The sequence below is a fragment of the Nocardia sp. NPDC004860 genome, from assembly GCF_040609015.1.
GTDB lineage: Bacteria > Actinomycetota > Actinomycetes > Mycobacteriales > Mycobacteriaceae > Nocardia.
In genome coordinates this window covers 22,982-35,889 of sequence record NZ_JBEXJI010000029.1, presented here as the reverse complement: position 1 = coordinate 35,889, position 12,908 = coordinate 22,982, and the positions used below count along the sequence as shown (strand labels likewise).

Here is a 12,908-nt window from a genome sequence, read left to right as displayed (position 1 = left end):
GACATATACTGGTTATAACCAGCTTTGTCTACTCGACACGCACGGAGGAAAAATGTCGAAAGTGGATCAGATCATCGCCGGACTGGGTGGCGCGGACAACATTGTCGAGGTGGAAGGCTGCATCACCCGCCTGCGCTGCGAAGTGAAGGATGCGAACCTGGTCGACGAGAAGGCACTGAAGGCCGCCGGCGCCCATGGCGTTGTCAAGATGGGTGACGCGGTTCAGGTCGTGGTCGGGCCGAGCGCCGATGCCCTGGCCGAAGACATCAACGACCTTATCTGACCGCCATGAGCACCGAGATTCTCGCGCCGCTCGACGGGCGTGCCATGCCCCTGTCCGAGGTTCCCGATCCGGTCTTCTCGGCCGAGATGGTGGGCGCGGGCGTGGCCATCGAACCCCTCGACACCGATGCCGCCACCACCGTGGTCGCCCCCGTCACCGGATCGCTGGTGAAGCTGCACCCGCACGCCGCGGTCATCGTCACCGACGACGGCACCGGCGTGCTGCTGCACGTCGGCATCGACACCGTCGGCAAGCCGGACCTCTTCGAGGTGAAGGCCGCCGAGGGCGATCGGGTCACCGCCGGTGATCCGCTGATCTCCTTCTCCCCCAACGCCGTTCGCCGTCTCGGCCTGAGCGCGGCCGTGCCGGTGGTGGTCATGGACAGCAGCCCGGGTTCGGCGCGGAACGCCCTGACCGGCCCGGTCACCACGGGCTCGGTGCTGTTCTCCATGTGAGACAGGAAGGACTCCGCACCAGGCCGGAAAAGAATTGAGCCGCTGCCCGATCGGGCGGCGGCTCGTTCCTTGCCGGCAGGCCGGTCAGCTGTCCTCGGCCGAGACGGTCATGTAGACCTGGTACCGATCGGCCCGGTACCAGGACTGCGCGTGCTCCACGGCCCGGTCGCGCGAGTACGAGATCCGGTCGAAAGCCAGTAGCGGCGAACCGGTTTCGGTGCCCAGCCAGCCCGCGTGCCGCTCGTCGGCGGCCACCGCGCGCACGCTCTGCTCGGCCCGGTCGATCGGGCAGTCGTACTCGCGGGAGAACAGCGCGTAGAGCGACTGCGTCAGTTCGTGATCCAGCAGCTCCGGCAGCAGATCGGCGCGGTACCAGCCGTCGTCGATGGACATGGGCAGCCCGTCGGCCAGCCGCAGCCGAACCAGGTGGTACGCCTTGGCGTTCGCGGTCAGCCCCAGCGCCGTCGCCGAGGCCGGGGGCGGCACCGCATGATCGGTGTGCAGCACCACCGTGCTCGGAGTGCGGCCCAGCCGGCGCATGTCGTCGGTGAACGAGGCCATGTGCAGCCGGGAACGGGCCACCCGCTCGGCCACGAAGGTGCCCTTGCCGGGGACGCGCGTGATGACGCCCTCGGATTCGAGCTGACCCAGTACCTCGCGCACGGTCATGCGGCTGACCCGGTAGTCGTCACACAACTGGCGTTCGCTGGGCAGCATCTCACCGGGACGCAGATTCGCGCACAGGGTGGTGAGCGCCGAACGCAGTTGCGCTTGCTTGGTCACGCGCCCTGACACGTCGATCCGGTCCTTTCCGCCCCCGCCGGCTGCGGGCGCGGTCACTTCTCGTTGCGCGCCTTGGGGAATCGCTTCTGGTGTGCGACCCAGCCTGCCATCTGGGCCCAGTGGCCCTTCGCCGGGGTGACCTTGGAGATGAGTTCGCGGTCCCACTCCTCGGTCTCGGACAGGCCGTTCACGGTCTCCACGAGGGACTTGGCGGCCGCCATGGACCCGACGACGCGGTCGCCCAGGACGCCGTCGGCGCCGACCAGGGTGATGCGGACGCCGACGCGGCCGATGGGCTGCAGCACCGCGGTCGCGGAACCGCCGTGCTCGGCGACGAATCCCTTCACGGAATCCACGACGGACGGCGACAGCTTCTCGGATGCCGGGGCGGTGGTAGCGCTCATGCGCTGCAGTTTACCCACGGGTAATTCAGCGTCCATGAACCGCCGCACATCTCACACCCGCGAGCCGCCGCGTACCGCGTGGCCGCGGCGATGTAAGACTGACTCCATGCGCGCCATCCAGGTTTCCGAGCACGGCGGTCCCGAAGTCCTGCGGTACGTGGAGGTGCCGGACCCGCAGGCCGGGCCCGGGCAGTTGCTGGTGCGGACGCAGGCGAGCGGAATCAACTTCATCGACACCTACATTCGGACCGGGCGGTACCCACAGGCGGTGCCCTACATTCCGGGATCCGAGGGCAGCGGTGTGGTCACCGCTGTCGGGCCCGACGTCACCGAGTTCCGGGTCGGGGATCGGGTGGCGTGGGCGGCGGCGCCGGCCAGTTACGCCGAGCAGGTGGTCGTGCCTGCGGCCGTGGCGATTCCGGTGCCGGACGGGGTGGATGCGCCGGTGGCGGCGTCGGCGCTGTTGCAGGGCATGACGGCGCACTATCTGATCGAGTCGATCTACAAGCCCGAGCCGGGCGAGAGCGTGCTGGTGCACGCTGGAGCCGGTGGTGTCGGGCTGATCCTGACGCAGCTGCTGGCGGCGCGCGGGGTCCGGGTGATCACCACGGTGTCGACCGACGACAAGGAGAAGCTGTCGCGGGACGCCGGGGCGGCCGAGGTGCTGCGCTATGACGACGACATCGCGGCGCGGGCGCGGGAGCTGACCGACGGGGCGGGCGTCGCCGCGACCTATGACAGCGTGGGCGCCTCCACCTTCGAGTCCAGCCTGGCCGCCACCCGGATTCGCGGCATGGTGGCGCTGTTCGGCGCTGCGAGCGGGCCGGTGCCGCCGTTCGATCTGCAGCGGCTCAATCCGCTGGGCTCACTGTTCGTGACCCGCCCCACACTGGCGCACTACACCCGGGATCGGGCCGAATTGCTGTGGCGCGCAGGCGACATCATGACCGCCATCGCCGACGGCAGGCTGCACATCCGGGTCGGCGGCAGCTATCCGCTGGCGCAGGCCGAGCAGGCGCACCGGGATCTGGAGGGACGCCGGACCACCGGTTCGATCGTGTTGGTGCCCTGAGGTTTTCGTCAGTCGAGATCGCGGCCGGTGAGGCCGCGGTAGACGAATCGGGTGAGGGCGTCCACGGCCTGCTCGTCGGTGAGCGCCAGGCCGCCCTCCTGCACCGCCTGCAACAGGCCGGTGGCCGAGACGAACATCATCGCCAGGCTGGCGTCGGCGGAGCCGGGTAGGCGCAGGCCGGCGGGGACGAAACCGTCGAGGTGGTCGGCCACCTCGTCGCGCTGCTCGGTGGCGAAACGCGCTGCGATGCGGGCGAAGTCGTCATTGACCAGGGCCGCCTGCTGGACGGCGCGCAGCACCGGCCAGTTCGTGCGGGCGAAGGACCAGTAGCTCGCGATGTGGTAGCGCACCGACTCCGGGTCGGTGAAGTCGGCGGTGTGCGCCGGGTCCTCGGCGGAGGTATCGCTCTCGTCGGCAAGGTCTTTCAGCAGCGACTGGAGCAGCTCCTCCTTGCTCGCGAAGTGGTTGTAGAACGAGCCCGCGGCCCGGCCGGCGGCCGCGGTGATGTCGGTGATCTTGGTGTTGAGGTAGCCGCGGTCGGCGAACAGCTGCCGGGCGGCGTGCTTGAGCGCCTGTTCGGTCTCGGCCGACTTCTCACTGCGGCGGGCTGCCACCATCCACCTCCTTGACAGCGGAAGGTACCACCCACAATACTGAATCAACATTCAGTGAATTTCGATTCAGCATTGGAGTCGCCATGAATCCGCAGGTCCTCGTCGCGGGAGCCGGGCCGACCGGGCTCACCCTCGCCATCGATCTGGCGCGTCGCGGCATCGGGGTCCGCATTGTCGACAAGGCCGGGGAGTTCTTCGCCGGGTCGCGCGGGGACGGGCTGCAGCCGCGCACCCTCGAGGTGTTCGACGATCTCGGGGTGCTCGACGCGGTGCTCGCGCAGGGCGCGCCGCAGGCGCCGCTACTGGTGCACCTGGACGGGCAGTTCGTGATGGAGCGGCGGATGAGCGCCTGGCGGGAGCCCACATCCGCGGTGCCGCACCCGAATCCGTGGGTGCTGGCCCAGGCCGACACCGAGCGAGTGCTGCGCGAGCGGCTGGCCGAGTTCGGGGTCCGCGTCGAAACCGCCACGGCCGTGGCCGATTTCAGCGCCGACGCCGACGGAGTGACCGTGATCCTGGAGCGCGCGGGTGCGACCGAGACCGTGCGGGCCGACTATCTGGTCGGCGCGGACGGAGGGCGCAGCACCGTGCGCAAGACGCTGGGGATTCCGTTCGAGGGCACCACCGACGAGTCGATCCGCATGCTGCTCGGGGACGTGTGCGCGGATGCGCTCGATCACTCGGTCGGGTACTGGTTCGCGGACAGCTCCTCCCCCATGGACGGCATCGCGCTGATGCCGCTGCCGGGTGGGCGGAAATTCCAGTTCGCGACCGGCCTGAACACCGAGTCCGGCACCGAGCTGGCGGACCTGCAGGACCATCTCACGCGGCGTTCCCGCCGTGACGACATCGTCCTGAGCGACCTGACCTGGTCGACGGTGTGGCGGCCGAATGTCCGTCTCGCACAGCGGTATCGGGCCGGGCGGGTGTTCCTGGCCGGTGACGCCGCGCACGCGCATCCGCCGACCGGCGGGCAGGGGCTCAACACCGGTGTGCAGGACGCCCACAACCTCGGCTGGAAACTCGAAGCCGCGCTGCGTCATCCGGGGCCCGCGAGCGAGGCGCTGCTGGACAGCTACGAGACCGAGCGCCGCGCCGTGGCCGCACGGATCCTCGGGTTGAGCAGCGAGCTGCTCGACAAGACCGTGAAGGGCGATCCGGATGCCATGGATCGCGAGGGCACCCATCAGCTCGACATCAGCTACCGGGACACCGGCGACGACGCGGCGGAGCTGCAAGCCGGCGATCGTGCCCCCGACGCACCCCTGGTCGATGCCAACGGAAAGACCGTGCGGCTGTTCGACCTGTTCCGCGGTCCCCACGCCACGCTGTTGCTGTTCGGCCCGGACACGACGGCCGATCAGGCCGGATCCCCCGCGACGGACCTGCGAACCGTGCGCGTGGTCCGGCCGGAATCCGCCTCCGGCAATGGTGAATTCACCGACGCCGCGGGGGACGCGCAGCGGGCCTACGACGCGGCCGACGGCAGCTGGGTGCTCGTCCGTCCCGACGGATATGTCGGATCCCGGGGCACGCCTACCGAGCGGTAACTGCCGGAGTTCGCATTCCGGGCGTATCGGGGCGAAAGCCCCTGGGATCCCTAGTCCCGGGCCGACCGTGCAGAATGATCATGCTGCCGCGCAAGACGATTCGCTGAGACCGTACATTTTCGGCCACACGAGGGTGCCGCGACCCCGTAAGGTGGTCGCGGCGAGGGTTCGGGCGGCCGGCAGGTAGAGGCGCATCGGTCAGAGGTGGTTCTGGGATGTTGGTGAAGGTCCGTAACGACGACCCGTCGCGGCTGTCGAGCACCGAACGCACCGTGGTGAACTGGCTCAAATCCTGGAGCGGCCCGCACGCCGTGCCCGGTATCGCGGTCGTGCAGTGCCAGGACGCCGATGTGGTGGTCTGGACGCCGCAGACCTGTGTGGTGGTCGGCGTGCACGGGTTCACCGAGCGGGTGACCGGAACCCTGGCGTGCGCGGAGGATCAGCCGTGGACCGTGGACGGCAAGCCCGCGCCCATCGACGGGGACGCCGATCCGCTGGAGCGGGTGCGCCGCCAGACCGTGGACCTCGCCGGGCAATTGCGCTCCGCACCCGGACGCGAGCATGTACCGGTCAGCGGGCTGGTGCTGCTGGTGCCGCAGCTGGGCAGTCGCGTGAAGCTGGAGAAGGGCGCGCTGCCCACCGGTATCGACGTGCTGATCGGCGACGGGCCGTCGTCGCTGCGCGCCTATTTCACCACGCTCGCCGAGGGCGCCCCGGCGTCGTGGGATGCGGGACAGGTCGGGCAGGCGCTGGGGGCGCTCGGGTTCGCCGCCGCCGCAACATATTCCGATCTGGTGTCGGAGGGATTCCCGGTGCCCGACTCGGCACGCGACGCTCCCCTGCCGTTCCCGAACCGGCCGACCGAGGTGATGGTGCCGTCGGTCCCGTCGGTGCCCGTCCATTCCGGCGAGGGCACGGGCGGGAGCGGCCCGGCCGAGCCGGGACCCGCTGCCGAATCCGCGAGCGGCGGTGATCGTCCTGCCGCACAGCAGGATCCGGCGCGCCGCACCGGCGCGGGCAGTGCCGCCGCGGCCGCGATCGCGGGTGCTACCTCGGCGACCGCGGCCGAGCGGGCCTATCGCGCGCTGGCAGGCAGGTCCGAGCCGACGACGCCGAGCCGGGGCACGCCACCGCCTCCGACACCGATCCCGGGCGCGGCCCCGGCCGGGCGGCCGACGCAGCCCACACCGACCCAGCCCCTGCCCGCACCGCCCGGTGCGCCGCCGTTCGGGCAGCCGGCGCAGCCCCGTCAACCCGCGCCGCCGGGTTTCGGGCCGGGCCCCCAATCCTGGCCGCAGCCCGGTCTTTCCGGTCCGTCGCAGGAGCGTGAGAGGTTCCCGCTGTGGAACGATCGGCAGGCCACGAGCGGGACCGGGCAGAAGCGTCGCAAGGATCTGCCGATCATCGGCGGCCTGGTGCTGGCGGTGATCATCCTGGTGATCGCCATCGCCTGCACGGGCCGGACCACGCCGACGCCCAGCAAACAGCAGCCGCCGCCGCACTCCACGGTCGTTCAGGCGACCACCTCGACGCATGGGGTGGACCCGACGCTGCCGTCGACGACCATCGCACCCGCCTGTTTCCCGTTGCAGCCCTGCAACTGACCGCTCCCCCGCGCCGGAATGCGGTGCGGGGCCAGGGAAGCCGGAAGGTCTCCACCCCGGCCGTGGTGCCGAGGATGAGCACGCCGTTCCACCGGCAGGAGCACTTCGCAGAGGCCGAGCGCCGTCATCGTATTCCGAATTCCGTGCGCCATCATCACCGCTCATTCGTCGGCCCGGCCGTGCCCCGCCATCGTGACACACCGCCACGGAGCCACCGATGAATTCCGCCGCACGGTACCGTCCCTACCGATATGACCGCACACATCCTCGAAACGCCCGAAGCCGATCTCGCCTACGACCTGCTGGGACCCGCGCCGTCCGCGAGCGCGCACCGGCCGCTGATGATGATCGGCCAGCCCATGACCGCAGACGGATTCGCCACGCTGGCTTCGTATTTCCCGGAGCGGACCGTGATCACCTACGATCCGCGCGGGCTCGGCCGAAGCGTCCGCAAGGACGGGCGCACCGACAATTCGCCGACCGTCCAGGCCGAGGATGTGCACGCGCTGATCACCGCGCTCGGCGTCGGCCCGGTGGACCTGTTCGCCAGCAGTGGCGGCGCGGTCACCGCGCTGGCCCTGGTCACCGCGCATCCGGACGATGTGGCCACACTGGTGGCGCACGAGCCGCCGATGATCCCGGTACTGCCCGACGCGGCGGCCGCCGAGCGCGCCCGCGCCGCGGTCCGCGACGCGTACCAGGCCAAGGGATCCTTCGCGGGCATGGCGGCGTTCATCGCCTGGACCTCGTGGCAGGGCGAGCTCACCGACGCCTACTTCGCCCAGCCGCCGGCCGATCCGGCCATGTTCGGCATGCCCACCATCGACGACGGCACCCGCGACGACCCGCTGCTGTCGGAAGCCTCCTGGGCGGTGACCGACTATGCCCCCGATGTCGCGGCGCTGCAGGCGGCGAGCACGCGGGTGCTGATCGCCGTGGGCGAGGAGTCCAAGGGCGTCTTCACCGGCCGCACCGCCGAGGCCACCGCGGCCATCCTGGGCAGCAGCCCGGTCGTGTTCCCCAGTCACCACGGCGGATTCGCCGGTCCCGACGGCGGCTATCCGGGGCAGCCGGAGGCCTTCGCCGAGCGACTGCGCGAGGTCCTCGACGAGAGCTGAGGGGCTCACGCATAGTCCGGTAGCGGATATTCGCCCTGTTTGCCGATCAGATGGGTGAGCAGGGCGCGCGCCGGGTGCAACGGTCGCGACACCAGCACCCGCATCAGGATCTGCATGATCGCGACGCCGCGGCGGGTTTCGGGATGGCGGAGCCGCACCGATTTCTCGGTGCCCTTCTGCACCTCGGTCACCAGCGGCCGCAGGATCTGCTCGTATCGATCGAAGGCCCGCTCGAAATCCGCAGGCGCGCTGAGGAGTTCACCCGCGAGCAGGTACGCGCCGATCAGCGCGAGCGCGGTGCCCATACCGGTCATCGGCGATCCGCAGTAGGCGGCGTCGCCGAGCAGCACCACCCGGCCCTGCGACCAACGCGGCATCCGGACCCGGGTCACCTCGTCGAAGTAGAAGTCGGGCGCCGCGGGCATCGCGTCCAGAATCGCCGGAATCACCCAGCCGCAGCCGGTCAGCCGTTCGCGAATCAGGTACTGCTGCATCGTGATATCTCCGCGCAGGGCGGGATCGGCGGGTATCCGGGTGGAGATGATGGCCATCGAGGTCGCCGGATCCGGATCGGGCCGCAGTGCGACCGTGCTGCCCGGCACGGGCAGCACTCCGACCCAACCGGTTTCCAGACCAGTGCCCGGCGGCGTCGGAACGGTGAAGAAGGCGATGTAGGCCCCGAGATACTCGGAGTACCGCTCCTCCGGGCCGAACACCCGTTCCCGCAGGGCCGAATGCAGTCCGTCCGCGCCGATCACCACATCGAACTCGTCCGTCGCGCCGGAGGCGAACCGGACCTTCACCCTGTCGCCGTCCTGCTCCAGCTCCTCGACCCATTCACCGTACCGATAGTCGAGTACCCCGGATTCCGCAGGCAGATCGGCGATCTCGTCGAGCAGCACCTGATTGAGCTCGCCGCGGGCGATCTCGATCTCGGCGACGAGCCCCTCGCCGCCGAACATCTCCGCCGGCATCCGGGAGCGCTGCCGGCCCGCCTCGTCGACGAACACCATCCCCCGCTCGTCGAGCTGCCGCTTGCGGATCCCGGGCATCAGCCCCATCCGCTCGGCCACCTTGCGGCTGGGCCCGCGCAGGTCGACGGCCTGCCCGCCCGGCCGCGGGACCGGCGCCCGCTCCACGACGGTGACGGCCATCCCGCCCCGCAACAGCTGCAACGCGACCGCGTTCCCCGCGATCCCGCCGCCACACACCAGAATTCGAACCGGCCGAGACATGACGAACCCTCCTCGCAGTGCTTTCGGTGCAGCCGACGTTCCAGGAGTCGAGCCAAGTCAGTGTTCCAGCGAAATCCGAGTCGGATCAATCGATTATCCGCCGCTCCCCACACCACACCGGCACCGGCCGCCCCCTCGGGCCTGCCTGTCTCCGCAGAGCTACGACCGGTCTTCGGAGGACTCCCGATGCCCAGGGCCGGGTGGGACGATCGGCTCGAAAAGCGAAGGGCTGCTGCCGGTTACGCGCTCAGCAGGTCGCCTGTAGGGCCATCCGCACGGTCGCCCGTCGCCCCCGACCGGCGGGCGACCTCGGGAGTCAGCGCCTGGGGCGCGGGCCGATGATGGAGGCGCGCTCCATGATCCGCACCTGCGGCCAGTAGTCGCTGGCGGCATAGTGCTGGACGGCACGGTTGTCCCAGAAGGCGACCGTGTCGGGCTCCCAGTGCAGGCGGACCTGGTGTTCGGGGGCGTCGGCGGTACGGCACAGGCGATCGATGAGGGCGCGGCTCTCGTCGAGGTCGAGGCCGTGGATGTGGTCGGCGAAAACGCGGTTGACGTAGAGGTGTTTGCGACCGGTGACCGCGTGCGTGCAGACCACGGGGTGGCGGACCGCCGGATGCTGCGCGCGCATCTTCTCCCGCTGTTCGTCGTTGAGCGTGTGGCCGAAGGCACGAGTGAAATCGTGGACGGCGTCGAGGGTTTCGACGCGTGCGCGGGTCTCGGCGTCGAGTGCGTCGTACGCGGCGTACATGTCGGCGAACAGGGTGTCGCCGCCGATCTCGGGAACCGAGATCGCGTGCAGGACAGCGCCCATCGAGGGCTGCTCGCGCCAGGTGACGTCGTGATGCCAGGCATTCTCGAATCCGCTGACCTGAGCGCTCTTCTCGAACCGGACGAGCTCGGGGCAGTCGGTGTTGGAGGGGATGAAGGGGTGCACCTCGAGCTCGCCGAAGCGGCGCGCGAAGGCCACGTGCTGCTGCGGGGTGAGCGGCTGGTCACGGAAGAACAGCACCTTGTACTCGTGCAGCGCTTGCCGCACCTCGGCGATCACCGCGTCCGGCTGCTCGCGGGTCAGATCGACGCCGGAGATCTCGGCGCCCAGCGTGGCACCCACCGGGCGGGCGTCGAAACTCTGCCAGCGCAGCCCGGCCAGCCGGTCGCGTTCGGCGGCGAGGTGGGTGAACGGGCCCGACCACACCGGATATCCAGGGATCTGAACGGTTCGGGGCGTGATATCGGCGGCGGGGTCTTTGTCGGCGATCACAGTCATGACGGTCTTCCTTCGCTGATCGAATGGACTGTAGTCAATTGACTACACCTGATGTGCGCTACTGTAGTCGCATGACTACATCCGCCGCAAGGACTTCGCCGGACGAAGGCGGACCGCTCGGACGCGACGCCGTCGTCTCGGCAGTGCTCACCCACGCCGCCGACCTGTTCGCCGAGCGCGGCCCGGCCGCGACCTCCATCCGCGATATCGCCGACCGGGCCGGGGTCAACCACGGATTGGTCTTCCGCCACCTCGGGGCCAAGGACAAGGTGGTCACGGCCGTACTCGATCACCTGGCCGCCGAAACCGCGGCACTCGCCGCGGCGGGCGTGCTCGCACCGGACGACCCGCGCCTGCGCCGGCACTGGAGCGTGCTGGCCCGTGCGATCCTCGACGGCTACCCGGTCGGGCAGATGCAGAGCCGGTTCCCGGTCATCGAATCCCTGATCGATCAGGCTCGGACGCAGCACGCCGACGACCGGGACGCCGCCCTGGCCGTCGCGAATGTGGCCGCGTTCATGCTCGGCTGGCAGCTGTTCGAACCGTTCCTGCGCAATGCCGCCGGACTCGAGGACATGCCGGCCGAGCAACTGCGGCGAGCCGTCGGCACCGAGGCGGCGGCGATCCTGCGCGGTCCGCTCCCCCGCCCCAGCACCGCGAGTGAATGAGCCGGTGCGCGAACAGGTCCCGCGTGCCCGGGCCTATTGCCTGGTGAACCAGAGGTGGGTGACGGCCCTGGTGCTGATCATGTCCGACAGGCGATAGCCGGACAGGGTGCCGAGATCCTGGAACAGCCGTTCGCCGGACCCGAGCAGGATCGGGACCTGCACCACGTGCAGTTCGTCGATCAGGCCCGCCGCCAGGAACTGGCGGATGGTGCCCGCGCCGCCGCCCAGGCGGACATCCTGACCTCCGGCCGCCTCGCAAGCCTGCTTCAGGACGGCTTCGGGGGTGTCGGAGACGAAGTGGAAGGTGGTGCCGCCCTGCATCGGAAGCGCAGGGCGGGGGTGATGGGTCATGACGAAGGTGTCGTGGTGATACGGCGGGTTGTCGCCCCACCAGCCGGTCCAGGAGTGATCGGGCCAGTCGCCGCGGACGGGGCCGAACATATTGCGGCCCATGATGGTGGCCCCGATACCGCGGTCTCCCGCGGCGAGGAGGTCGTTGTCGGCGCCGAGGTCGCCGCCACTCTCGCCGATCATCTCGCGGCCGTATCGGGTCAGGAAGACCCAGTCGTGCAGGCGTTCTCCGCCGATCCCCAGCGGGGCGTCGGGGCCCTGATCCGGTCCGGCGGCGAAACCGTCCAGGGAGACGGCGAAATTGTGGACGCGAAGTTTCGGCATGACGCGGTCCTCTCGGGTGAGTGGGCGGCGGTTCCGCCCCTACCCTGTCATCGAACGGCCGGGAGCCGAATCGACACGCGCGCCGGGATCAGCCGAAGAGGGTGTGGCCGATGGTGTGCCAGCCGAGCACCGAGTCGACGGCCAGGCCGCAGAACACGACGGCCAGATAGTTGTTGGACTGCAGGAACAGTCGCAGGGGCTTGACCGACTCGCCCTTGCGCACACCGGAGTACAGCTGGTGGGCCATGAGCAGGAACCAGGCGCCGGCCACCAGCGCGACGGCGGCATAGATCACACCGGCGGCGGGGACGAGGGCGAAGGTGGCCAGGACGGTCAGCCAGGTGTAGATGACGATCTGCTTGGTGACCGTCCGCTCGGTGGCGACGACCGGGAGCATCGGCACGCCCGCGGCCTTGTAGTCCTCCTTGTACCGCATGGCGAGCGCCCAGGTGTGCGGCGGCGTCCAGAAGAAGATCACCAGGAACAACACGATGGCGGGCCAGCCGATGTTTCCGGTCACAGCGGACCAGCCGACCAGGGCGGGCATGCAGCCGGCGGCCCCGCCCCACACCACGTTCTGCGAGGTCCGGCGCTTGAGGCCGAGGGTGTAGACGAAGACGTAGAACAGGATGGTCGCCACGACCAGCGCGCCCGAGAGCAGATTGGCCTGCCACCACAGCCAGGCGAAGGAGGCCAGGCCGAGGGTGACGCCGAAGACGAAGGCATTGCGGGTGGGTACGGCCTCGCGGGCCAGCGGACGCTTGGAGGTCCGCTTCATCACCTTGTCGATGTCGGCGTCGGCGACGCAGTTGAGGGTGTTGGCGCTGGCCGCGCCCATCCAGCCGCCGAACAGGGTGACCAGGATGAGCCGGATGTCGACGTGGCCGCGGTCGGCCAGCAGCATGGTGGGAATCGTTGCGACGAGCAGCAATTCGATGACCCGGGGCTTGGTCAGCGCGATGTAGGCGAGCACCCGCCTGGCCGCCGCCGACAGCGGGCCGCTGCCCGTGACACGGTCGGCGAGCACCGCCCCGGAGGAGCCGTGAGCGCCACCCGGCTGTTGCCCAATCCCCACTGTTTCTCCTCGCACGCCGTGCATTATCCGATCCGGTCTGGAACTAGCAGCGCGCTCTGCCGATCTCCAGACACAGCCCAGTGCGGCGCGGCCACTACTACA

At 69.8% G+C, this 12,908-nt stretch carries 14 protein-coding genes; 7 read left to right on the top strand and 7 right to left on the bottom strand.

Annotated elements, in window-relative coordinates; all coding sequences use genetic code 11:
• Positions 1–52: 52 nt before the first annotated feature.
• Together ABZV44_RS36040 and ABZV44_RS36035 are read left to right on the top strand one after the other, a co-directional pair.
• Positions 53–283: a PTS glucose/sucrose transporter subunit IIB gene (locus ABZV44_RS36040; protein WP_354846627.1), complete on the top strand. Its 231-nt coding sequence runs from the start codon at positions 53–55 to the stop codon at positions 281–283.
• Between the two features lie 5 nt (positions 284–288).
• The gene (locus tag ABZV44_RS36035; protein ID WP_354846625.1) at positions 289–738 is read left to right on the top strand and encodes a PTS glucose transporter subunit IIA; all 450 of its coding nucleotides are present in this window, start codon (positions 289–291) and stop codon (positions 736–738) included.
• An 84-nt stretch (positions 739–822) separates the two neighbouring features.
• Here ABZV44_RS36035 and ABZV44_RS36030 read toward each other — a convergent pair whose 3' ends face one another.
• A complete protein-coding gene (locus ABZV44_RS36030; RefSeq protein ID WP_354846622.1) occupies positions 823–1,578 on the bottom strand; it encodes a GntR family transcriptional regulator in 756 nt (251 codons plus the stop codon).
• Positions 1,575–1,925 (bottom strand): hypothetical protein, encoded by a 351-nt coding sequence (locus tag ABZV44_RS36025; RefSeq protein ID WP_354846620.1) that lies wholly within the window; start codon positions 1,923–1,925, stop codon positions 1,575–1,577. Before ABZV44_RS36025 ends, ABZV44_RS36030 begins: the two co-directional genes overlap by 4 nt.
• Before the next feature lie 106 nt (positions 1,926–2,031).
• Between ABZV44_RS36025 and ABZV44_RS36020 the strand changes: the two genes are divergently transcribed.
• Complete coding sequence (locus ABZV44_RS36020) at positions 2,032–2,997, top strand: quinone oxidoreductase (RefSeq protein WP_354846617.1); 966 nt, start codon at positions 2,032–2,034, stop codon at positions 2,995–2,997.
• Between the two features lie 8 nt (positions 2,998–3,005).
• Here the strand turns inward: ABZV44_RS36020 and ABZV44_RS36015 are convergent, their stop codons facing one another.
• Positions 3,006–3,614, bottom strand: a complete 609-nt coding sequence (locus ABZV44_RS36015; RefSeq protein WP_354846614.1) for a TetR/AcrR family transcriptional regulator — start codon at positions 3,612–3,614, stop codon at positions 3,006–3,008.
• 80 nt (positions 3,615–3,694) lie between these two features.
• Between ABZV44_RS36015 and ABZV44_RS36010 the strand changes: the two genes are divergently transcribed.
• The 3 genes from ABZV44_RS36010 (at position 3,695) to ABZV44_RS36000 (ending at position 7,883) form a co-directional block, all read left to right on the top strand.
• Positions 3,695–5,161 (top strand): FAD-dependent monooxygenase, encoded by a 1,467-nt coding sequence (locus ABZV44_RS36010; protein WP_354846611.1) that lies wholly within the window; start codon positions 3,695–3,697, stop codon positions 5,159–5,161.
• Between the two features lie 215 nt (positions 5,162–5,376).
• The gene (locus ABZV44_RS36005; RefSeq protein ID WP_354846608.1) at positions 5,377–6,765 is read left to right on the top strand and encodes a hypothetical protein; all 1,389 of its coding nucleotides are present in this window, start codon (positions 5,377–5,379) and stop codon (positions 6,763–6,765) included.
• Positions 6,766–7,016: 251 nt separating this feature from the next.
• The gene (locus ABZV44_RS36000) at positions 7,017–7,883 is read left to right on the top strand and encodes an alpha/beta hydrolase (protein WP_354846605.1); all 867 of its coding nucleotides are present in this window, start codon (positions 7,017–7,019) and stop codon (positions 7,881–7,883) included.
• Between the two features lie 5 nt (positions 7,884–7,888).
• Here the strand turns inward: ABZV44_RS36000 and ABZV44_RS35995 are convergent, their stop codons facing one another.
• Together ABZV44_RS35995 and ABZV44_RS35990 are read right to left on the bottom strand one after the other, a co-directional pair.
• Complete coding sequence (locus tag ABZV44_RS35995; RefSeq protein WP_354846602.1) at positions 7,889–9,118, bottom strand: FAD-dependent monooxygenase; 1,230 nt, start codon at positions 9,116–9,118, stop codon at positions 7,889–7,891.
• 316 nt (positions 9,119–9,434) lie between these two features.
• Positions 9,435–10,388 carry a TauD/TfdA family dioxygenase gene (locus ABZV44_RS35990; protein ID WP_354846600.1) on the bottom strand — a complete coding sequence of 318 codons (954 nt, stop codon included), beginning with the start codon at positions 10,386–10,388 and terminating at the stop codon, positions 9,435–9,437.
• A 71-nt stretch (positions 10,389–10,459) separates the two neighbouring features.
• Between ABZV44_RS35990 and ABZV44_RS35985 the strand changes: the two genes are divergently transcribed.
• Complete coding sequence (locus tag ABZV44_RS35985) at positions 10,460–11,056, top strand: helix-turn-helix domain-containing protein (protein WP_354846597.1); 597 nt, start codon at positions 10,460–10,462, stop codon at positions 11,054–11,056.
• Positions 11,057–11,089: 33 nt separating this feature from the next.
• Here ABZV44_RS35985 and ABZV44_RS35980 read toward each other — a convergent pair whose 3' ends face one another.
• Together ABZV44_RS35980 and ABZV44_RS35975 are read right to left on the bottom strand one after the other, a co-directional pair.
• Positions 11,090–11,731, bottom strand: a complete 642-nt coding sequence (locus ABZV44_RS35980; RefSeq protein WP_354846594.1) for a dihydrofolate reductase family protein — start codon at positions 11,729–11,731, stop codon at positions 11,090–11,092.
• Between the two features lie 88 nt (positions 11,732–11,819).
• Entirely contained in the window at positions 11,820–12,806 is a 987-nt protein-coding gene (locus ABZV44_RS35975) for a heme o synthase (RefSeq protein WP_354846591.1), read from the bottom strand.
• Positions 12,807–12,908 lie beyond the last annotated feature (102 nt).